This window comes from Paenibacillus anseongensis (genome assembly GCF_009757995.1).
Lineage (GTDB): Bacteria > Bacillota > Bacilli > Paenibacillales > NBRC-103111 > Paenibacillus_E > Paenibacillus_E chondroitinus.
In genome coordinates this window covers 76131-97926 of the sequence record NZ_WSEM01000008.1, presented here as the reverse complement: position 1 = coordinate 97926, position 21796 = coordinate 76131, and the positions used below count along the sequence as shown (strand labels likewise).

Annotated in this window: 14 protein-coding genes; all 14 read left to right on the top strand. The window is 45.9% G+C overall.

The window, feature by feature from the left end:
* Nucleotides 1–39: 39 nt before the first annotated feature.
* Nucleotides 40–804 carry an SDR family oxidoreductase gene (locus tag GON05_RS08335; protein WP_157318682.1) on the top strand — a complete coding sequence of 255 codons (765 nt, stop codon included), beginning with the start codon at nt 40–42 and terminating at the stop codon, nt 802–804.
* A gap of 107 nt (nt 805–911) precedes the next feature.
* Nucleotides 912–1142, top strand: a complete 231-nt coding sequence (locus tag GON05_RS08330; protein WP_127457010.1) for a hypothetical protein — start codon at nt 912–914, stop codon at nt 1140–1142.
* 359 nt (nt 1143–1501) lie between these two features.
* Nucleotides 1502–3346, top strand: a complete 1845-nt coding sequence (locus tag GON05_RS08325) for an exo-alpha-sialidase (RefSeq protein ID WP_246238992.1) — start codon at nt 1502–1504, stop codon at nt 3344–3346.
* 14 nt (nt 3347–3360) lie between these two features.
* On the top strand, nt 3361–6492 hold the full coding sequence (locus GON05_RS08320) for an exo-alpha-sialidase (protein WP_181646220.1): 3132 nt from the start codon (nt 3361–3363) through the stop codon (nt 6490–6492).
* Nucleotides 6493–7108: 616 nt separating this feature from the next.
* A complete protein-coding gene (locus tag GON05_RS08315) occupies nt 7109–8743 on the top strand; it encodes an extracellular solute-binding protein (RefSeq protein ID WP_157318677.1) in 1635 nt (544 codons plus the stop codon).
* Between the two features lie 90 nt (nt 8744–8833).
* Nucleotides 8834–9745, top strand: coding sequence for an ABC transporter permease (locus GON05_RS08310; RefSeq protein WP_246069256.1), 912 nt, complete (start codon nt 8834–8836; stop codon nt 9743–9745).
* 14 nt (nt 9746–9759) lie between these two features.
* Nucleotides 9760–10635, top strand: coding sequence for a carbohydrate ABC transporter permease (locus tag GON05_RS08305; RefSeq protein WP_157318675.1), 876 nt, complete (start codon nt 9760–9762; stop codon nt 10633–10635).
* A 24-nt stretch (nt 10636–10659) separates the two neighbouring features.
* Nucleotides 10660–13176, top strand: coding sequence for an alpha-mannosidase (locus tag GON05_RS08300; protein ID WP_157318673.1), 2517 nt, complete (start codon nt 10660–10662; stop codon nt 13174–13176).
* Entirely contained in the window at nt 13173–14102 is a 930-nt protein-coding gene (locus GON05_RS08295) for a dihydrodipicolinate synthase family protein (RefSeq protein WP_157318672.1), read from the top strand. The genes GON05_RS08300 and GON05_RS08295 overlap by 4 nt, the downstream gene beginning before the upstream one ends.
* A gap of 145 nt (nt 14103–14247) precedes the next feature.
* A complete protein-coding gene (locus GON05_RS08290; RefSeq protein ID WP_157318670.1) occupies nt 14248–16584 on the top strand; it encodes a helix-turn-helix transcriptional regulator in 2337 nt (778 codons plus the stop codon).
* Between the two features lie 158 nt (nt 16585–16742).
* On the top strand, nt 16743–18344 hold the full coding sequence (locus GON05_RS08285; protein WP_157318668.1) for an extracellular solute-binding protein: 1602 nt from the start codon (nt 16743–16745) through the stop codon (nt 18342–18344).
* A 23-nt stretch (nt 18345–18367) separates the two neighbouring features.
* Nucleotides 18368–19003 (top strand): D-sedoheptulose-7-phosphate isomerase, encoded by a 636-nt coding sequence (locus GON05_RS08280; RefSeq protein ID WP_157318667.1) that lies wholly within the window; start codon nt 18368–18370, stop codon nt 19001–19003.
* Nucleotides 19000–19971, top strand: coding sequence for an ROK family protein (locus tag GON05_RS08275; RefSeq protein WP_157318666.1), 972 nt, complete (start codon nt 19000–19002; stop codon nt 19969–19971). The genes GON05_RS08280 and GON05_RS08275 overlap by 4 nt, the downstream gene beginning before the upstream one ends.
* Nucleotides 19972–20039: 68 nt before the next feature.
* Nucleotides 20040–21728 (top strand): ribulokinase, encoded by a 1689-nt coding sequence (locus GON05_RS08270; RefSeq protein WP_157318665.1) that lies wholly within the window; start codon nt 20040–20042, stop codon nt 21726–21728.
* Nucleotides 21729–21796 lie beyond the last annotated feature (68 nt).

Sequence of the window (21796 nt, the reverse complement as noted above, 5' to 3'; positions counted from 1 at the left end):
ACTATCGTGTACTTATTTGACACAGGAGGAGATTAAAAGATGAGTAGATTAAATGGGAAAGTTGCATTGGTTACGGGTGCAAGCCGGGGGATTGGTCGTGCCATTGCGACACGGTTAGCACAAGAAGGAGCCTTAGTAGCTGTTCATTACGGTACGAACCAGGCCGCAGCCGAAGAAGTAGTACGGGGTATTGAGCAAAATGGAGGGACTGCATTCACCATTGGCACGAAACTCGGTACGATCGAGAGCATCCAGAGCCTTTTTAAGACATTGGATGAGGTATTGAAGGAGCGGACAGGTGACACCCATTTTGATATTCTGGTGAATAACGCAGGGATTGCCCTAGTAGCCCCAATTGAGGATACAACAGAAGATGCATACGAAGAAATGATGAACATAAATGTAAAAATGCCATTTTTCCTAACACAACATGCTTTGCCGCGTTTGAGAAATGATGGTCGAATTATTAATTTGTCATCCTCTATAACAAGAATTTCACTCCCTGCTATTCCTGCGTATAGTATGAGCAAAGGGGCAATCAACACGCTAACGCTTGCTTTATCCAATCAACTCGGCTCACGTGGAATTACGATCAATGCCATCCAACCGGGATTCGTTGCCACGGATATGAATGCCGCCATGCTGCAAGATCCTGCTTCACATCAATATGGCGCTGATTTTTCTATCTTTGGCAGATGGGGGCAACCGGAGGATGTCGCGGATATAGCAGCTTTTCTGGCTTCTTCCGACAGCCGCTGGGTAACAGGGCAATTGATTGACGCCAGTGGAGGCTCTCATTTGTAAGTGGCGAAATTGAAGATTTTATTCGGAAGGAATTCATTATTTTTGCTAGAATAATATGCATAAATGATCTACATGAGTGATGAGCTCAGCCATTAAAGGAGATAGAAATGAACGAAGAAGACGTTAAGCAGCGTATTAAGGATTATCAGCAGGCAGAAGGGGTGAAATCTCTTACTTGCGGGAACAACAGCAGCCACGAGAAACTATATCCTAAGGTGCTTGACCAAGGGTTGGTGCTTCTCTGCCCAAATTGCAACTACATGCAGACGTACATCCCGGATCTCTTTTTCGATGATGGGTTTTATGACTGGCTTCGCGGTATGAAGAGTTTGATTTAAATTAATTAATTCCTGAACAGCCTGGCTGTGTGTAAACACAGAAGGCTGTTTTATTTTTATTTCATCGTGGGTTTATAGGGCAATATGACTTTTTGCATCATAGCGGAGAAATGAATCATGGTCCAAATAGCGGAGAAACGGAACTTTGAACGCCAATTTGGCTATTCAAATGGTCAAAAACGGTATGCTATGCTCCTCGTGTAAGACAAACCAATGACATGGGAGGATTTATTCTATGAAATAAAAACGGGTGTTGTTGATTTACTTTCATTATTTGTAAACGTATACAATTGCGAAAAACAAGACTTAAAGGGCAGGTTTTATTAACAATTGAAAGGACGTGACCCTGTTTGAAGAAGATGAAGCAAGTAACCCTGCTAGTATCCTTATTGTTAATTCTTAGCATGTTTAATACGGTAGTTGCGGATGCAGCAGCGCCAGAGGGCATTAGCCATGCTAGAATGATGCCCGTCGACAACATCGCCAATCACGGTTCCACCATGGTAGAGCTGCCGGATGGCACACTTTTCTCGGTATGGTTTAACGGAGTTGGAGAAAGAGATGGGAATTTAACCAAACTCATCGGTTCTCGTTCGAAGGATGGCGGGAAAACGTGGACTGAACCCTTTGTTGTTTATGATACATGGGATTTCCCCGATAATAACCCGGTTCTTTTCGTCGACAGTCAACAAAGATTATGGTTGTTCTACGGCGTTATCTACAATGGCCAATGGGTATCAACGCAAACTAAATTTATGTATGCCGATATGGGCAACTATGAGTATGCCGTTCGCAATGGCGGGAATGCAAAGTGGCACTATCCACAGCCCTTGTACACGAACGTAGGGGAAGGCATGTTTGGCGAAGGGAAGTACTCCAATGGACAGTGGAATTATGGCATCAAGGGTGCTGAAATCAAGTTTGTAAATCCAAGTTCTGTGACAGCCGCAACCTACTTGGACCCGTCTCAATATGTATCGGTCACGACAAGGTTTGGCGGCGCTACCCGTTTTATTACAGACAGCTTTGTTGTCTCGATGAGAAATAAATATGATCAGTACGTTGCCTATTTAAAATCCGCTAAGCCATACGATGATGTCTATGCGGGCAGAACAGATGAAATTATCACGATGCTGACTACGGGAGTCTCCGTAAAAGAGCCTTCCATTATTAAAAATTCAATTGAGCGTTCATCTGGCGCAGACAATGATGTCAATACTTGGGGACCGATTTACCGCAGGCTTGGCTGGCAAACTAAAAATAAGCCGATTGAAGTAACGCTTGCAGATGGCGTCACCAAAAGATTAATTTTGCCGTTGTATTCAGATTCATTGGCGAATTCCGTTTGCGCGTACACCGATGATCACGGCATCACCTGGAAGTTTAGCGATCCGATTGTAGGATCAGGAACGATCCAAGGCTCGCTGATTCAAAAGAAGGATGGCACCCTTCGTGGATATTTTAGAAGCGGTAAGTTAGATGGCCGTAATGGACGCATGGCTTGGCACACGACCTATTCGGAGTCTACGGATTTCGGCGTAACGTGGAGTGTTCCGAAAGTTGATCCTTATTTAAAAAATGACGGCGGCTTTGAACTTTCGAAGCTTCCTAACGGTGACTGGTTGATAGCTACCAATCAAGAAACTTCACGCAGTGTAGTTAAGAAAACGCTAGACGGAAATAGAAATTCTTTCAGTTTATTGCTCTCTACCGATGAAGGAATGAACTGGAAGCCGATCATGATCAAAGATGGCATGAATAATGGCGAAAGCTACGAATACCCATCGGTTCTCGTGGATAGAGCTGGAAACGCTTTGATGAACTATACGTACAAAATTCCTTCGGCTGGGGCTACGATTGGCTTCTCCAAAATTGCAAGCAGCGAGATAGGGACGTTGTTTAACTCGGTTATAACTGCAACTTATGGCGCTGGAAGTTCGCTGAATTATGATAATGTTGTCATGTTGCCGACAATTGAACTGAACGTAGGACAAAGTACACAAATGGCCTACAACCTAACAATAAGCGGACAATCGTTCGATGCAACAACGGATACACTTACTTTGACATCTGATCTGCCTGCAGTAGCTACAATTAACACAAGCGGGACCGTCACGGCCATTCAAGCAGGAACGGCAATGGTAACGGCTGTAAGCAACAAATACGGAACTATCTATAAATTCATCGTAAAGGTTACCCAATGAAAGGAGTCATGCAGATGAACAGGAAATTCAAGCTATTAATGTCTATGACGGTTTGTATCGCGATATCTGCAACAAGTCTAATTCCTGCCTTGGCTGCAAGTCCGGGAACATTCACCATTTCCGATCAAACGGTAAGTATTTTTAAACCAATTAAGGATAATGGGGCTACAGGTGATCACGTACATGGCTCCAGCATTGTAGAATTACCAAGCGGAGAGTTGCTGTGCGTATGGTTTCAAGGAAATGGCGAGCGGGATGCGACTACGACACGGATTATGGGAGCACGTTCAACCGATGGTGGAAAAACATGGCTGAAGCCGTTTGTAGTCACCGACGCTCAAGATATCGCTGACATTAATCCTGTCGTCTACGTTGATGCCGGGGACCGCCTCTGGTTTTTCTGGTATCCTGTCTTGGCGGGCAGATGGCAAACTTCCCAACCTCGCTATGCGTATGCGGAAAAAGGCAGTTATGAGCTTGAAGAAGTCGGCAACAAAGCGCCGAATTGGACATTTTCAGAAAATGTAGGGATTAAACTAGGCAAAAATATTGGTGGTGTGGTCAATCCGAGCAGCGCAGACGATAATATTAGCCAGTCGCTCGATGATAGAGCAGGAGCCACATCAAGACCTTCTTGGGCTACAGCACCTGTTATCGCGCGTCCAGAGTTGGCCAAAGGTTTCGTCAATACGGTAAAGGCCAAGCTTGATGACCAAAAAGAGTATTTGTTCAAACCGATTGCAGATGGCGGAGCAGGGATGAGCCGGAAAATTAATGAAGCTGAATTTGACGGTCTAGTCACGGAAACCATGCAGTTAATTGGCGGCGATCCAACCAAATATTTGTATGCTCCTACAGTTGCGGACACCATTACGGAACCCCGTTCCGGTTATCCGTACGCCCGCCGACTCGGCTGGCAAACCAAAGATAAGCCTTTTGCCGTCGATTTAGGCAACGGCAAAGTTCGTCTGCTCCTTCCGCTCTATTCAGACATGTTGGAAATGAGCATTATGGCTTTTACAGAGTATGATCCTTCCAAACCTCTTGCGGACAACTCGCTTCGGTGGGAGATGAGTGAGCCCATCGTAGGTATTGCCAACATTCAGGCCACAATGGCTCAAAGAAAAGACGGCACCATTGTAGCTTATATGCGTGACAACGGGCCAAGACCTTATCGTGTGGTAGCGTCCGAGTCCAGAGACAAAGGATTGACTTGGTCAACGGTCAAGGATGTGCCGGAACTGCAGGATCCGGGTGTAGGACATGATCTTTTGCAGCTTAAGGACGGTAATTGGGCATTCGTTCACGTAGATACGGAATCAAACCGGAACACATTGGCTGTCGCCCTTTCGGATGACGAAGGAAAAACGTGGAAATACAGGAGACATCTTGCCCTGGATACAAGAAGCAGCACGGGAAGCTACCATTACCCTGCAATTACGCAAGCGCATAACGGAGATATGCTGATCAGCTTCAGCCGGTTTTTCTCATCGCTTGATACAGACTCTGCCAATCAATCTTTGGGAAGCTATAAAAACATTACGTTCTCCAGAATAACAGAGGACTGGATTAAGCAAGGTGACCCTGTAACCGTTATTAGAGAATATGAAAGCATCGATCGCGAAGTTGCCGTACCTGCTTCTTTCAATATCAGTAAGGCATCCGATAGTGCGATTAAGGCCCTTTTCCCATCTACTATTAAAGCTTATACCTCTTATAAATCTGGTGCAGAAAATGCTGTTCTTCCTTCCGTTGATCTGCCGGTGGTTTGGGATGTTGCTGCTATTAAAGCGAACTATAAGCTTAATTCCTTGATTAGCAACCTTACCGGCGTTGTGGATGAGAGCAAGTTGCCGCAGGGGATAACGAGCGATATGCTGCCATTTTTCAAAGCACCTTTGAGGGTATATCTCTACAATGATCCTAATGCGGTTGCGGCTCAAAGTTTGGCGTTAAATAAAACTGACCTTGCTCTGTTCAAGGGGCAGTCTGAAGCATTAATTGCGACAGTACTCCCAAGTCAAACCACGAATAAGACAGTGCTGTGGAGTTCAAGCGATTCCAGTGTTGCTACAGTAGATACGGACGGTATCGTCACGGCAGTTAATAAAGGAGCGGCTGTTATCACGGCGAGAACACTTGACGGAAACTTTACTGCGACAGCTAACGTTGAAGTAAGAATCCCTGCTGCAAGCGTTACAGTCACACCGGGCGAAATTACGCTAAATAGCGGACAATCCAGTGTTTTGGCAGCAGCGATAACGCCGGATGACACAACGGTTCAATCCATCAACTGGAGTTCAAGCGATGAGAAAGTTGTTGTAGTGAATGATAAAGGGGAAGTTACAGCCAAGAGTGTCGGTCAAGCAATCATTACTGCAAAAGTCATTGACGGAACCAACATAGCGTCTGGAACGGCGGTCGTTAAAGTACTGGGAAGCAGCGGTGGTGGTAGCGGTAACGGTGGTAACAATGGTAACACTGGGGGCAGTGGCACTGGCAGCAGTAACTCAACAACTCCGCCTTTAGTGCCGCCTGTAACGGGGCAGCCTCCTGTGAATCCACCGACGAAGCAGCCGGACACAACGCCAAAGCCAGTATTTACAGATGTAAATGACAACTACTTATGGGCAAAAGAAGCCATAGAAGCCTTGGCCAGCAAAGGAATCGTTAACGGTACCTCTGAGACGACGTTCTCGCCTGAGAAAAATATTTCGAGAGCTGACTTTATGACCATGGTTGTCAGAGCGCTTAATCTGAAGGCGGAAATTAACAGTAACTTCGATGACGTGAACAAAAACGATTATTATTATGAAGCGCTGGCAATAAGTAAGGCTTTGGGGATTGCGGATGGGGTAGGCGGTAATACCTTTAATCCTCAAGGGGAAATTAGCAGACAAGACTTGATGGTGCTTGTTTCCAGAGCCCTTCAAAAAGCAGGAAAGTTGCTGCCTAAAGGCAACCTTGACGCACTAAATTCCTTCAAGGATGCATCCAACGTTGCGGATTATGCCAAAGAAAGCGTCGCTTTACTTGTGGAGGCTGGAATCATTGAGGGCAGTGACAACCTGATCAATCCGGAAGGTAAAGCAACGAGAGCTGAAGTGGCGACTATAGTTTATCGTGTTTTGAAATTGCTAAACTAATGGCGAGAGGGTGTCCCCGAGTTGGTTGGGGACATCCTTTTTGTGTGGCCCAAGTAGCCCCCAGTAGCTCAAGTAGCGCGAGTAGTCCAAGTAGTCCAAGTAGCTCAAGTAGCCAAAGTACGGTTCCAAGGTGAACTACCTTGGGCGCGAACTTACCAGCCAACTTTAACGGACTCCACAGCCGTTATTATCGTAAATATCGCCCTGTTTCATTTCTAACGGACACAGGAGTCCTTATTTGCCGATTTTGAGGCGAAATCATGGTTGAAACAAGCAAATAGCGGCGCTGGAGTCCGTTAGATTTTCAAAACGGCTATATTTCGCTGAATAAGAGCAGCTGAGTCCGTTAGGTGAACGGGGGGAGTTTCGCCGTTCCGTCTCATCTTGCCTGACCCGTTCCCGTCCAACCCGCTCGCCCGTCCTTCCTGATTCTTTCTGTCCCGCCGTTCCTTCCCACCCCACATGTTGACTATTTGCATCATAGCGGAGAAATGAATCATTGCCGGATAAGCGGAAAAACGGCACTTTAAACGCCGAATTGGACGTTCATTTGGGCAAAAATGGTGTGCTATGATCCTCGTGTAAGGCAATCCAATTACATAGGAGGATATATTCGATGAAAGCAAAAAAGGGGATTATGACAGTAACCGGCTCATTGCTTTTGTTATCAAGTGTGCTTAGCGGTTGTGGAAGCAGTTCAACCACTTCGCCAGCTTCAACCAATAATGCTTCGACTTCGGCTCCGGCAACGACAGCTGGTGCGGCAAGCACACCGGCAGCGGCCCAACCGCTATCGCTGACCTGGATGAGGTACGAACACCCATCGCAAGCGATTGTGGCGAATTCAAAAGCTGTTCAGGAAATTGCCAAGCGTAAAAATGTCAAACTCAATCTCCAAAGTGTTCCCCAGAGCAACTACGATGATAAAAAGAAAACATTGATCGCAACGAATACCCTGCCTGATATCATGCTCGTCAAGCAAGACGATATTCAGAACTTTGCCGATTCGGGAACCTTCCTAGATTTGACACCTTATTTGGACAAAATGCCTAATCTGAAGAAAGTCATTTCCCAGCAGCCGGAAATTAATAAAAACAAAATTGACGGGAAGCTGTATGGATTCCCTCTTGTAGCCAATTGGCAGGGAGTTGGCGGCCAGCTTTCGATGATCCGTATGGATGTGCTTGACAAGTTAGGTCTAAAAAAGCCGACAACTTATGATGAATTGTATCAAGTGATGAAGAAAATGAAAGAAGCGAATCCGGATTCCTATCCGTTCACGGCTCGTGCCGCCAATGGACTTACAGGTACAGAAAATTTAATCAATCCCATTTCGTTCGCATTTGGTAGCGGATACACAACGTTTAACGGTACGAAGGTATACTACGAGCCAAAAGATAAAACTTACAAATTCGGTCCGGCGATGCCAGAGTTCAAAGAGGCTATTACCTGGTTGAATAAATTGTACAAGGAAAAGCTTTTAGATCCGGATTATGCTACGGCTACATCACAAATTTGGCAAGAAAAGCTAAACTCGGGCAAATCCTTCTATTTCCAAGATAATAATGGTTTCGCCAGCACATTTAACATCAATCTGCAGAAGAAGGATCCGAATGCGAAGTTTGATATGTTGGATACTATGACGACGCCAAGCGGTGCAAAACGGAACCTGATCTACGCACTTGGCCACTTATCGGAATCCTACGTTATTAATGCGAAAGTTAAGAATCCGGAACAGGTTGTTCAATTCATGGATTGGTTCTATTCCCAAGAGGGAATCGAAGTTACCAACTTCGGTGTCAAAGGGGAAGATTTTACCGGCGAAAATGGCGATTACAAATTGACGGACGCTGTCGTGAATAAATACAAGGACAGACAGCCGAGCGCATTCTATGCGCTGCAATCGGAGTATGGCACAGGCTACCTGGGACTTGGTTTGAACAATGACGATCATGCCGGATTGCCGTTCAATACGAAGGAATGGGTAGATTGGAACAACAAAGCATCCAAAGGTTTGGCTGCAGGCGAAAATGTGCAATTCGTAAATGACCCGCCATTTACCAAAGATGAACGTGAGAAACTGAAGCAAATCCGTACGCAGCTCGACGCTTACCTGGCTCAAAACATGGATAAGTTCATTGTGACAGATGGAGCGCTCAAGGATTGGGATAACTTCGTGAAACAACTCAAATCCAAGGGTGCAGACGATATTGTCAAAATCTACAACGATGCCTTGGCACGCGTGAAATAAGCTCAAAGTTCAATTCATATCGTGAGAGGGCAGGTTGCTAAGGCATACCTGGCGGCCTGTCCCTTTCTTTTTCAGGAAGGAGTGAAATGATTGACACCAGCTGTTGAGATTAAAAAGAATATCCGCAAGAGCATGCCATTATATCTCATGTTTGTATTACCGTTTGCCTATTTTGTCATTTTTCATTATGCACCGATGGTTGGGAATCTCATGGCATTCGAAGATTATTCGATTGTCAAAGGCTTCTTTCATAGCCCATGGGCAGGGACGAAATATTTCCGCCAATTTCTGACGGATCCGTATTTTTGGCAAGTGGTGCGCAATACCGTGCTTATCAATTTGTATTCTCTCATTTTTTATTTCCCGTCATCGCTCATATTCGCTTTATTGTTAAACGAGCTGCAGCAAAAGGTTTTCAAGAAGTTTATTCAAAGCATCACGTATATTCCGCATTTTTTATCGACTGTCGTAGTCGTAGGTATGCTGGTTAACTTTCTCTCCATCGACGGACTTATTAATGAAGTCGTGAAGCTTTTTGGAGGGGAAGCGAAGACCTACATGTCTATGCCGCAATGGTTCCGAACGATTTATGTAGGCTCTGAAATCTGGCAAGGGATCGGCTGGAACTCCATTATTTATTTGGCGGCATTGACTACAATCGATCCACAACTCTATGAGGCGGCAACGATGGATGGTGCAAACCGATGGCGGAAATTGCTGCACATTACACTGCCTGGTATTTCAACGGTTGTTACGATCATGCTGCTTTTAACGTTGGGCAAAATGCTTTCCGTCGGATTCGAGAAAATTTTATTACTGTACAGTGGTCCCACGTATGAGACGGCCGACGTTATCCAAACATTTGTTTATCGCCGTGGGTTAATCGACAGTGACTTTAGCTTCGCTGCAGCCGTAGGTATTTTCCAATCGGTATTGGCTTTTGCGCTTGTCATATCAGCGAATCAAATATCCAAAAAATTGAATGGATCCCGGTTGTTCTAGCAGGAGGAATTGAGATGCGACTTCGTAACTTTTCTGTTTTTGATACGATTAATTTAGCTTTTATGTTGGCTATGATCTTTATTACACTTTATCCACTTTACTACATGGGAATAATTTCCATTAGTTCAGGGTCATCTGTTAGCAGCGGCGAAGTTTTTTGGCGACCTATAGAGATTAATTTCAAAGCCTACAATGTTATTTTTAATGATCCTGCGATTGTGCGCTCCTACGGAAATACCATTTTTTACACGGCTGCCGGGGTGCTTATTAATTTGGCGATGACGGCTCTTTGCGCCTATCCTTTGTCCCGTAAGCATATGTATGGACGTTCTGTTCTTGCCTTGTTCGTGGTATTCACCATGTTCTTCGACGGTGGACTTATCCCGCGGTATATGGTGGTTCATGCGTTAGGAATGGTCAATACGGTATGGGCGATATTAATTCCGACTGCGATCAATGTTTTCAATATGATTCTTATGAGAACATTTTTTGAAGATATTCCAGAAGCGCTGCACGAGTCTGCCATCATGGACGGCGCAGGAGAGTTCCGAGTTTTCACCAAAATTGTGCTTCCGCTTTCTTTGCCCGTTATGGCCACTATGTTTCTTTTTTACGCGGTGGCGCACTGGAACAGCTTTTTTCCTGCCCTTATTTATTTAAATGAGAAAAGTTTGTACCCGATGCAAATTATCTTGCGCAATATCGTCATATCGGGAGATATGGCTACACAATCCGCACAGCTTGGAGCAGCAGAGGCTGGGATGGCGGTCATGACGGAAAATATTAAGTATGCCTGCGTGTTCGTTGCGATTTTGCCTGTGCTTGTCATATACCCGTTTGTGCAAAAATACTTTGTACAAGGAGCAATGCTTGGTTCTGTAAAAGGTTAAAGTCTACTCATTTAGGGGGATAACATGGCTGCCGAAACGAAGCTTCATTTAATAGGAAACGCTCATTTGGACCCGGTTTGGCTATGGCGCTGGCAAGAGGGATATGCGGAAATCAAGGCGACTTTTCGCTCTGCGTTGGATCGATTGAATGAGTATCCTGATTTTGTATTTACATGTGCTTGCGCGGCGTACTACAAATGGGTGGAAGAGAACGCCCCTGGGATGTTTGCCGAAATTAAGCTGCGTGTTGCCGAAGGAAGATGGGTCATTACAGGCGGGTGGTGGATCCAACCGGACTGCAATTTACCGTCAGGCGAATCGTTCGCGCGGCACAGTTTATACGGACAACGCTATTTTATGGAGAAATTCGGCGTGATGGCGCGAGTCGGATACAATGTGGATTCATTCGGTCACCACGGCATGATGCCGCAGCTTTTGAAGCTAGGTGGAATGGATTCCTATGTATTTATGCGTCCAGGTGCCCATGAGAAAACGCTGCCGCACGATTTATTTTGGTGGGAATCGGAAGATGGCAGCCGCGTGATGACGTTCAGGCTAGCCGACAGTTACGGCAATTGGGCGAGCAATGGCATGGAAGATAAGATTCGTAGCCACAGAGCTATGGCAGTTGCAGGAGGGCATGCGTTCATGTCCTTCTACGGAGTTGGTAATCATGGGGGAGGACCGACCATCCAGAATCTCGAGCTCATCCACCAGCTCCAAGAACGGCCTGACATGGACGGCATTCAGTTAAGTTCTCCGAATCGATATTTCTCAGAAATGAAGCAGATGAATCCGGATATTCCCGTCATTAAGGATGAAATGCAGATGCATGCCGTCGGCTGTTATTCCACACACTCGGAATCCAAAGCCGCGAACCGCAGAGTCGAGCACCAGATGCTTACGGCTGAGAAAATATCTTCTTTGGCTACTTTGATGCGAGGTTTGCCGTATCCAATGGAAGCGCTTAATCGCGCGTGGGAAAACGTGATGTTTAATCATTTTCACGATATTATGGGCGGCTGCAGTATTAAGGAAGCTTTTGACGATGTTCGGGATTTTTACGGTGAAGCATCCAGTATAGGAGCAAAAGCAATAAACGCCGCTTTTCAAAAGATATCTTGGTCCATTCATACGATGAAACCGGGTATAAAATCATTAAGCAAAGAGAAGGACTGGCAGCTCTGGGAGCAAGATGATCTAGGGTCGCCGCTTGTGGTGTTTAACCCCTTATCATGGGAGGTGGAGGCACCCATTGTCATAAATAAGAAGGTGGCCGGTGTGACAGATGCTGCTGGCATTCCTCTGCCGTTTCAAACGGTCAGGGCCTCTCGGACTAATACTAGTGATAAATGGGATACCTTCATTAAGGGGAAAGTTCCGGCTTTTGGCTATCAAGTCTTTTGGGTCTATCGGGATAAAGCTTTTGACGTTGTACAGAGAGCGGATGCCGTCAGGGCAGAGGGGTGTTTGCTGGAAAATAGTCAAGTATGCCTTGAGCTTGATCCGGCTACGGGGTATATCCGTCGTTGGATTGACAAGCGGAATGGCGGCAGAGAAGTACTAGCCGGCGACGGAGCGGTGCCAATTGTCTTGGATGAGAGTCACAGCGATACCTGGGGACATGGTCTTACACACTATCGTGATGAGCTCGGACAATTCGGAGGCGCTGAATTAAAGGTGATGGAGCATGGACCGCTGCGAGCGACGATCAGAGTAACCAGCTATTATGGAAATTCCGTACTTCGCCAGGATATCAGTTTACAGCCTGACAGCTCTGATGTGCATGTGAAGGTAAGGCTGGACTGGAGAGAACAGCATAAGATGCTGAAGCTGGCTTTCCCTGTTAACGTGGAGCAGCCTAAAGCCGTGTTTGAAATCCCGTATGGATATATCGAACGTCCTGCTAATGGATATGAGGTGCCTGGACAAATGTGGGTGAATCTTTCCGGCAGTAAGCCAGGTACATCGGACAATACGGAGTCCGCTACATTCGGTCTTTCTCTGATCAATAATGCAAAATACGGATACGATGTGCAAGGCAATGAGCTGAGGATGACAGTGGTACGAAGTCCGATCTATGCCGACCATTTCGGCGAACGCGACGAAGAAGTGGAATTTATGGATCAAGGCGTACAGGAATTTTCGTATGTCCTTTCAGCTCATAGCGGTTCTTGGCAAAATAGCGGAGTTGTACGTAAAGCCTACGAATTGCATAATCCGCTTCTCCAAGTGTGGGAAACGTATCACGAGGGGGATTTGCCGCAGATTTCGGAGGGAATTTCCATATCGTCAGAGCATGTGATTGCAGTAGCCTTTAAACCGGCCGAGGACAGGAATGGATGGATTCTCCGCTGCCAAGAGATTTATGGAAGGGAAGTAGAGACGGAACTGAGCTTACCTTCCTTGAATCGCAGCTGGCGGAGCACGTTTGGAAAATGTGAGATCAAAACGTTCTTCCTGCCTTCCAAGCCGCATGAGCCGATTGAGGAAGTGAATTTTATAGAAATGAAACATACGGAGGAGAGCGAGATCCAATGAAGATTAACAACCCCAACGGCGTATGGCCGACAATGATCACTTTGTACAAGGAGTCAGGCGAGATAGATTTTGATGCGATGGGACGTATGGTTGAATGGTTTATTCATAACAAAGTTGACGGATTATTTGCTGTCTGCCAGTCCAGCGAAATGTTTTTCTTGAGCTTGGAAGAGCGCGTGAAGCTTGCCGCTTTTGTCGTGGAGAAGGCTGCGGGAAGGGTTCCCGTCATTGCGTCGGGACACACCGCTGACTCGATTGAAGATCAAGTTCGAGAAGTGACGGCGATGTCAGAAACAGGCGTTGAGGCTGTTATCTTGATCTCGAACCGATTGGCGGACGAAGATGAGTCGGATGAAGTGTGGAAGCTTAATGCTCAGAAGCTGATCGAACAACTGCCGGAGCATATTGCGCTTGGGATCTATGAATGTCCATTTCCTTATAAGCGGCTATTGACGCCATCGACATTGAAGTGGTGCGCGGATACCGGAAGGTTTTTCTTCTTAAAGGATACTTCTTGCGATGTGGAGATGATCAAAGAAAAGCTGGAAGTGATCAAAGGAACTTCATTAAAGCTATTCAATGCCAACACCGCTACGCTTTTGGAAACATTGAAGCTGGGTGTTGACGGTTACAGCGGGGTTATGGCCAACTTTCATCCGGATCTATATGCATGGCTTCTGCAGCATTGGAAGGAGCAGCCTGAAGAAGCGCAGCATTTGAGCGACTTGCTGAGTGTAGCTTCATTTATTGAGCGGCAGTTATATCCGATTAACGCGAAATATTATCAAATGAAGGAAGGCATCAGTTCGAATTATCACTCGCGCGCGAGAAATCATGACGAGTTCACAGCCACGAATAAACTCGAAGTGGATGAGTTATACCGTCTCTCCAAGAAGTTATCGCAGCAATTTTCATTCCAGCATTAACAGATAAGCAGGAAGCACACTATCGTGCTTCCTGCTTATCCTTTTATTTTCCTTTTAGAAGAAGGATTCATGTAGAAAGATTAGAATAATAGTATTTGTAACCGCTTACTATTAAAGGTAGAGCATTCATAATGGGGGAGTAAACTTGAATTGGAGACACTTGCAGCAAACGTTGAATAAAAATAGATTGTTTTTTAAGATCCTGCTTTATTTCCTTTCTTTGCTGATCCCGATTGTCATCCTCGGAGTCATTGCCTATTTGAATGCGGATCAATTAATTAAGAAGGATGCCTCCGGAAAGCTTACGGACAATTTGGTTGCATCCTCCAAAACCATTGATATCTATTTAGGTATGGCACAGTCAACCAACAACAGCTTGCTGCTCAGTGATACCATTCAACAATATTTACGACCGTATCCATTACTTACGGATGAAGAGAAAATTAAGTTGCCTTCGATTGTGAGATCCATTGCGGGGAATCGTAATACGATAAGCCACTTTGTCGACAATATCTTTCTATTTGTGGATGATCAGCGTGTTTATTTTAGTGATGGCATGGTTGACTTTGATGTTTTCTTTGACACTTTCTACAAATTTGATGGTTACAATAAAGATTTCTGGCGACAACAATTACACGAAAGCAGCCTGTTCGAATTGCTAACGCCAACGAGAGTGGCAAACCCGAATATGAATACGAATCGTGATGTCATTCCGAGTGTCACGACCCAATATTTGAATGGTCATTTGGCAACGATGGTGACGACCATTTCTATCCCAACAATCGCAGCTACGCTGCAAAACAACTCCATTTTCTCGACCACCCACTATATTGTTATGGATAAAGATAATCAGATCATTTTGCAAAGCGGCGGTTTAGAAGCCAAAGACGTGGAGCAAATTGTTGCTGGTTTTTCGAAGGAAAAAGCAAGTAACGGAGCGCTTAAAATCGGTCAAGATCAGAATTGGATTGTTCAAACCACCTCCGAATATGGATGGAAGTATTATTCCATTACACCGGTGAGCTCTTTTAACCAGGAGTCTTCGAGCATTTTTAGCTTGATCATCTGGATTTGTATCAGTTTAATCATCATTGGCATCGCCTTTTCTGCCATATTCAGCGTTCGGCTGTATAACCCGATCAAAAATATCAGAGATATTTTACAAAAAACCGAACGAATAGAAGAAGGCAACCAAGAAACCCCACGGAGCGGCGAACTTCAACGGATTGGGAATAGCGTCAGCCAATTGGTCCAGCAGCATAAGGATGCGAATATGAAAATTCATACCTTCTCAGAGGAAATTCTCGAGCAGTTTTTCACGAATTTAATTAAAGGGGTTCGTGGGGGACAGCCGTATGCGGTTAACCAGATTCTAAAAGAAATTGATTTTCATACAGGTACCTATTTATGCTGCTGTTTTGTGTTTATGTTCAGGGATCAATTCTATCATGACATTCTGGAAGCGGACCGCTTATTGATTTTCGAGAAGATGAAGAATGTGCTATGGGGCATTATGAAAAAATACGTGAATTGTTATTTGGTGGAATATGAGCCCTACTTATATGTTTGCATGGTCAATTTGAAGAGTGAGGCAGATCGTGAACAGCTGGAACAAGCTTTGGAAATGATTAAAATGACCTTTGCTTACGACACCATGTATTGTGAATTAGTTATTGGCTTAGGAAAAAGATACGACAAGATTGAGGACTATTCCAAATCTTATAGTGATGCTATTACGGCTATAGATAAGCGGACAGATTCATCCAAGACGGTCATCGTCGATGCAGCGCATCTGGATATCGATCAGAACTACTATTATTCTTTCCTGGATGAGACCAAAATCGTCAATAAGCTGAAATCAGGCGATCGGGATGGCTTACGAGGAGAGCTGGAAGGAATTATTGCTTTGAATAAAGCAAGAGGGGTTTCTTATCACTTTCTTGGGGCTTTGCTCGTGGAGTTTTTCCATACAGGCAACCGTTATTTAACGGAAAAAGGACTTCGTATGCATGACTTTCTTGAGGCAAATGAGCATGATTTTTTAAGCCAAAAGGAGCTTTTACCGACAGAGTTTGATGCAAGGTTGAAAATGATTTTTGAGTTTTACGATAAGATGATCACCGAAACGTTGTATAAACCCGAAAGCAAATCAGGTACGGTCGTATCGCTTATTACGGCTTATATTGAGAAGCATTATGAAAAGGATTTATATCTGGAGGTCATTGCAAACGAGATCGGTCTGTCCGCCAAGTATGTGTCCAGGATGTTCAAAGAGACGACAGGGACGAATATCTCGGACTACATCAGCCTGATTCGGATTGCAAAAGCGAAAGAACTGTTAGCCCATACGGATATAAAGATTAGTGATATTGCAGATCAGATCGGCATTTTCAGCCGCACCACCTTCTTGCGTTTATTCAAAAAACATGAAGGCATTTCACCCAATGAATATCGGCAGATACACGGCGGTAAGCAGAAATAGCTTGAAAATGGACGATTCAGGCAGGTAGAAGAATGAATCATGGAGACCCAAGTGGAAGAATGGTTCATCTTAGGCTGATTTGGTTCTTTTAAAGCGAGGCAAGTCGCTTATACAATAAAAATGGCCAGAACAAATCCAGGTTATGGAGGGGGACCACCATGGATTTCAGAAACAGGAGATTGTTAACTGCCTGCTGTTCGCTGGTTGTAGTAGGGAGTTTAGTAGCGGGGTGTGATCACATACCAAATCGTACAGTCAAGCCATCGGCGAGAGTAAGCTCTTTACCGTCGGACAATCCGATGACGCTTTCTTGGATGAGATACGAGCATTCTTCCCAAGCGTTAGATGCTAATTCGGTCGTTGTTCAAGAAATTCAAAAAAGAAAAAACGTCAAGATTGCCTTACAAAGCGTTCCACAGAGTAACTATGAGGACAAAAAGAAAACCTTGATGGCTACAAATTCGATTCCCGATGTCATGATGGTCAATCAAAATGATCTTACGGATTTCGCGGATACCCGCATTTTTCTGGATCTCACTCCGTATTTGGATAAAATGCCGAATTTCCATAAACTCATTGCGCAAAAGCCGGAAATCAATAAAACGAAAGTGGATGGCAAGCTGTACGGTTTCCCTTTAGTAACGAAATGGAGCGTTCAATCTGGTCTGCTGCCGATGATGCGCACAGATATGTTAGCGAAACTTCATTTAAAAGCGCCAACGACGTACGAAGAGCTATATCAGGTACTCAAAAAGTTTAAAGAAGCTTATCCGGCATCTTATCCTTTTACGAGTAGAGCGGCGAATGGTAAAACAGGAACAGAAAATTTGATCAATCCTATTGCTTTCGGCTTTGGAAGTGGCTATACGAATATTACGGGTACTAAAATTTACTATGAACCGCTGACGCAGCAATATAAATTTGGTCCTTTTGCCCCTGAATTCAAAGAGGCTATTGCCTATCTTCATAAACTTTACAAAGAAAAACTGCTTGATCCAGATTATGCCGTAGCAACCTCCCAAATATGGCAGGAGAAATTAAGCTCAGGAAAATCATTCTTTTTTCAAGATAACAATGGTTTCGGAGCGAATTTTAATAAAGCACTTCAGGCGAAAGAACCGGAAGCCAAGTTCGAATTGTTACCTGCTCTGGCGAGTAATAAAGGAGTTAAGCGCAATACCATTTATCAACTTGATCACCTTGGTGAAATGTACGCAATAAGCGCTAAGGTTAAGAATCCTGAAGAAGTGATTAAGCTCATAGACTGGATGTATGGGGAAGAGGGGACGAATCTAACCAGTTTCGGAGTAGAAAATGTGGATTACACGCTGGTTGGAGGCGAATATCAGATATCGGATGCAACGAAGCTGAAGTTCAAAGATAAACAAGATCCCTTCCGCTCGATGCAATCTGCCCTTGGTACCGGCTATCTTGGCTTAGCGTTTCAATCTGACGACCATCCGATCCTATTATCTTCTGCACCGGAACTAATTAAATGGTCTGAGAAGGCAACCCAGGATCTGGCTGACGGGATTAATTACCGGGAGATTAATGATCCTCCATTTAATAAACAAGAACGAGATCGGCTTAAACAACTCCGCACACAATTGGATGCCTATTTAACTCAAAATATGGACAAATTCATTGTCAGTGAAGGGGCATTGAACGATTGGGATACTTTTATCAAGCAATGTAAAGACAAAGGGGCAACGGAGATTGAAACGATTTACAATACAGCACTTGCACGAGTAATAAAGTAACTTGATTAAGGGGGTACTACGGAATGAACGCTATTTTGAGTTCAATGACGACACGTTATCCAGAATTAATAGGCTGTTTACCAGATATCGAATTGGGGTTTGAGCTGCTAAACCATTCGTTTCATCAAGGAAACAAGCTGTTATTATGTGGTAACGGTGGAAGTGCCGCAGATTGTGATCATGTTGTAGGCGAACTGATGAAGGGATTTATCTCGAAAAGGCCTTTGTCCGCATCCGCAAGCGATCGTTTTGAACGTGAATTTCCGGGAGAAGGGTTGGATCTTGCTGTTAAGCTCCAAGGGGCGCTGCCGGCGATTTCACTCGTAAGTCACTCAGCTTTGATAAGTGCTTATGCCAATGATGTTGATCCAGAAATGATTTTTGCCCAGCAAGTGTATGGTTACGGCCGTTCAGGGGATGTATTGATTGCATTCAGCACATCAGGCAACTCTACGAATATCTTGCGGGCTTTGCAGGTCGCTAAGGTGCAAGGGTTGAAAACCATTGGTTTTACGGGGGATAGCGGCGGGAAATTGAAGTCTTTATGTGATGTGACGATATGTGTGCCTTGGGAGAAAACCCTCGATATTCAAGAGAGGCATCTGCCTATCTATCATGCGTTATGCCTGATGTTGGAGGAGGCGTTTTTCCCAAAATGACCCTTGTTGCTGCAGTCGATATTGGTGGAACAAAGTGCGCAGTGAGTTTGGCCATTGTAGAAAAGGATAACGTCGTATTCGTGGATAAAATAAGCTTTTCGACCCCATCTGGGCCGGAAATGGCAATGGATGAAATCTGCGCATCTCTTGATACGATGTTAATGCGTCATCCAGATCGGACACCTGAAGCCATTGGTATCAGTTGTGGAGGTCCGCTTAACAGTCAAGCTGGCGTTATTCTCTCGCCTCCGAATCTTCCCGGCTGGGATCATGTTGATGTCGTATCTCCTCTGCATGTACGTTACGGTGTTCCAGTCGGATTACAGAATGATGCGAATGCTTGTGCCTTAGCCGAATGGCGTTTTGGAGCGGGAAAAGGCTGTCGCCATATGGTCTTCCTTACATTCGGTACAGGAATGGGAGCGGGACTGATCCTTAATGGCCAGCTATATATAGGTAAGAATGATATGGCAGGTGAAGTAGGGCATGTTCGTTTGGAAGCCGACGGCCCCTGGGGATATGGCAAGGCGGGTTCATTTGAGGGCTTTTGCAGTGGCGGCGGTATCGCGAAGCTGGCTCGCACGATGTCGCTTCAAGCCATTCAGGAGGGCAAACCACCTTCTTATTGCCAAACAATGAACGATCTGAGCAGCTTGACTGCGGAAACGGTAGGAAAAGCTGCGGAAGCAGGGGATTCCATGGCGATTGAAGTGTATAAGACGGTAGGCCGCCGCTTGGGGCAAGGAATTGCTATGTTAATTGATGTGCTTAATCCGGAGAAAATTGTAATTGGCAGTATCTATGGACGGCAGCATAAGCTGCTCGAGCCCCTGGTAATGGCAACATTAAGGCAGGAGGCACTATCGTTCTCCTTAGATGTTTGCGAGATCGTGCCTGCCGGGTTGGGGGAACAGGTTGGGGATTATGCAGGTGTTTCTGTTGCAATGGAAATGTTGAGAAACGTTTAAGTACTGATAATAAATCCATAATTTAACTTATTATGCTTTAAAAGTATTTATTGGACGAGGGGGAAATCATGGTGGAGACTGGAGGCAAAAACTATGCTATTGGCGTTGATTATGGTACGGAAAGCGGCCGGGCAGTGTTGGTGGATGTGCAGACCGGTGAGGAAATAGCGGCACATGTAACGGTTTATGCACACGGTGTAATCGATCGTCAGCTGCCGGGTTCGGAAGTGACACTTGCGATGGATTGGGCTCTGCAGCATCCAGGGGATTATCTGGACGTGCTTCGCCAATCGGTCCCTGCAGTGCTTCAGCAAGCAGGAATTCCGCCGGAGTCTGTGATCGGCATCGGTATTGACTTCACCGCTTGCACGGTGCTGCCCGTGAATGCGGATGGCGTTCCATTATGCTTCTTCGAGGAGTATCGGAACGATCCACACAGTTGGACCAAGCTTTGGAAGCATCATGCGGCGGCTCCGCAAGCGGAACGTATAAACCATTTGGCCAAAGAGAGGGGCGAAGATTTCCTTCCCCGTTACGGCGGCAGCATCTCTTCGGAATGGCTTCTGCCCAAGCTGCTGGAGACAGCCGAACAGTCACCGGCTGTATTCGAAGCGGCGGATCGCTTCGTGGAGGCGGCGGACTGGGTTGTGTGGCAGCTTTGCGGTGAGCTGGCCAGGAGCAGCTGCTGTGCGGGCTACAAAGGAATCTGGCACAAGCTGGAAGGTTACCCATCCACGGAGTTCCTGAAGCAACTGGATCCGCGGTTTGAAAGTTTGTACCAAACCAAGCTGGCTGGTTCTGTAGTGCCCGTTGGCTCCCGTGCAGGGGGATTGGAACCGCGGATGGCCAAAGAGCTCGGATTGCTCCCAGGTACAGCTGTTTCCACTGCCATCATTGATGCACATGCCGCCGTACTCGGCTGCGGTGTAACTGAGCCGGGCAGTATGGTTCTGGCTATGGGAACTTCACTCTGCCACATGGTTCTCGGGGATGAAGAACATCTCATTCAAGGGGTTAACGGTGTGGTAGAGGACGGCATTGTGCCCGGCATGTTCGGTTATGAAGCTGGTCAGCCGGCCGTTGGTGACATGTTTGCATGGTTCGTCAACACATCGGTATCCGAAGAGATAGCGCGTCAGGCTGCCGCCGAGGGAATTGGCGTTCATAACTGGTTGGAGCGTGAAGCCGGCCAGTTAAGTCCCGGGCAGTCTGGTCTGCTCGCGCTCGATTGGTGGAATGGAGGCCGTTCGCCCATCCTGGACGAAGCGTTATCCGGACTGCTTGTCGGGCTGACGTTGAGTACAACACCCGCTGAGATCTACCGCGCGTTGCTGGAGTCGGCAGCTTTCGGTACAAGACGGATCATCGAAACCTTCGAAGAGAGCGGAGTGCAGATAGTTTCTCTGTATGCATGCGGCGGACTGCCGCAAAAAAATAAGCTGCTGATGCAAATTTTTGCCGATGTTCTGGGGATGGACATCAAGGTGGCGAAGTCGACCCAACCTGTCGCGCTTGGCGCAGCCATCTGCGGAGCGGCAGCAGCGGGCAGCCAAGCAAGCGGCTACGACAGCCTGAGCGACGGTATTCGGGCGATGGGGCAAACGAAGGAGCAGTCTATCCGTCCGAATCGTGAGCACAAGGCTGCTTACGACAGGTTATACGCGCAGTATCGTGCGATGCATGAGGCGTTTGGAGTACCTTCCGGCCCAGTGGGGAAGGTAATGCGTGAGTTGAAGCGCATGCGAACTGGGGGTTAGAACGTTTTGGAATGGCCTGACGGCTACCACCAAAAAGTGCACGGCCTGTGAATCTGCGTGTTCCTTTG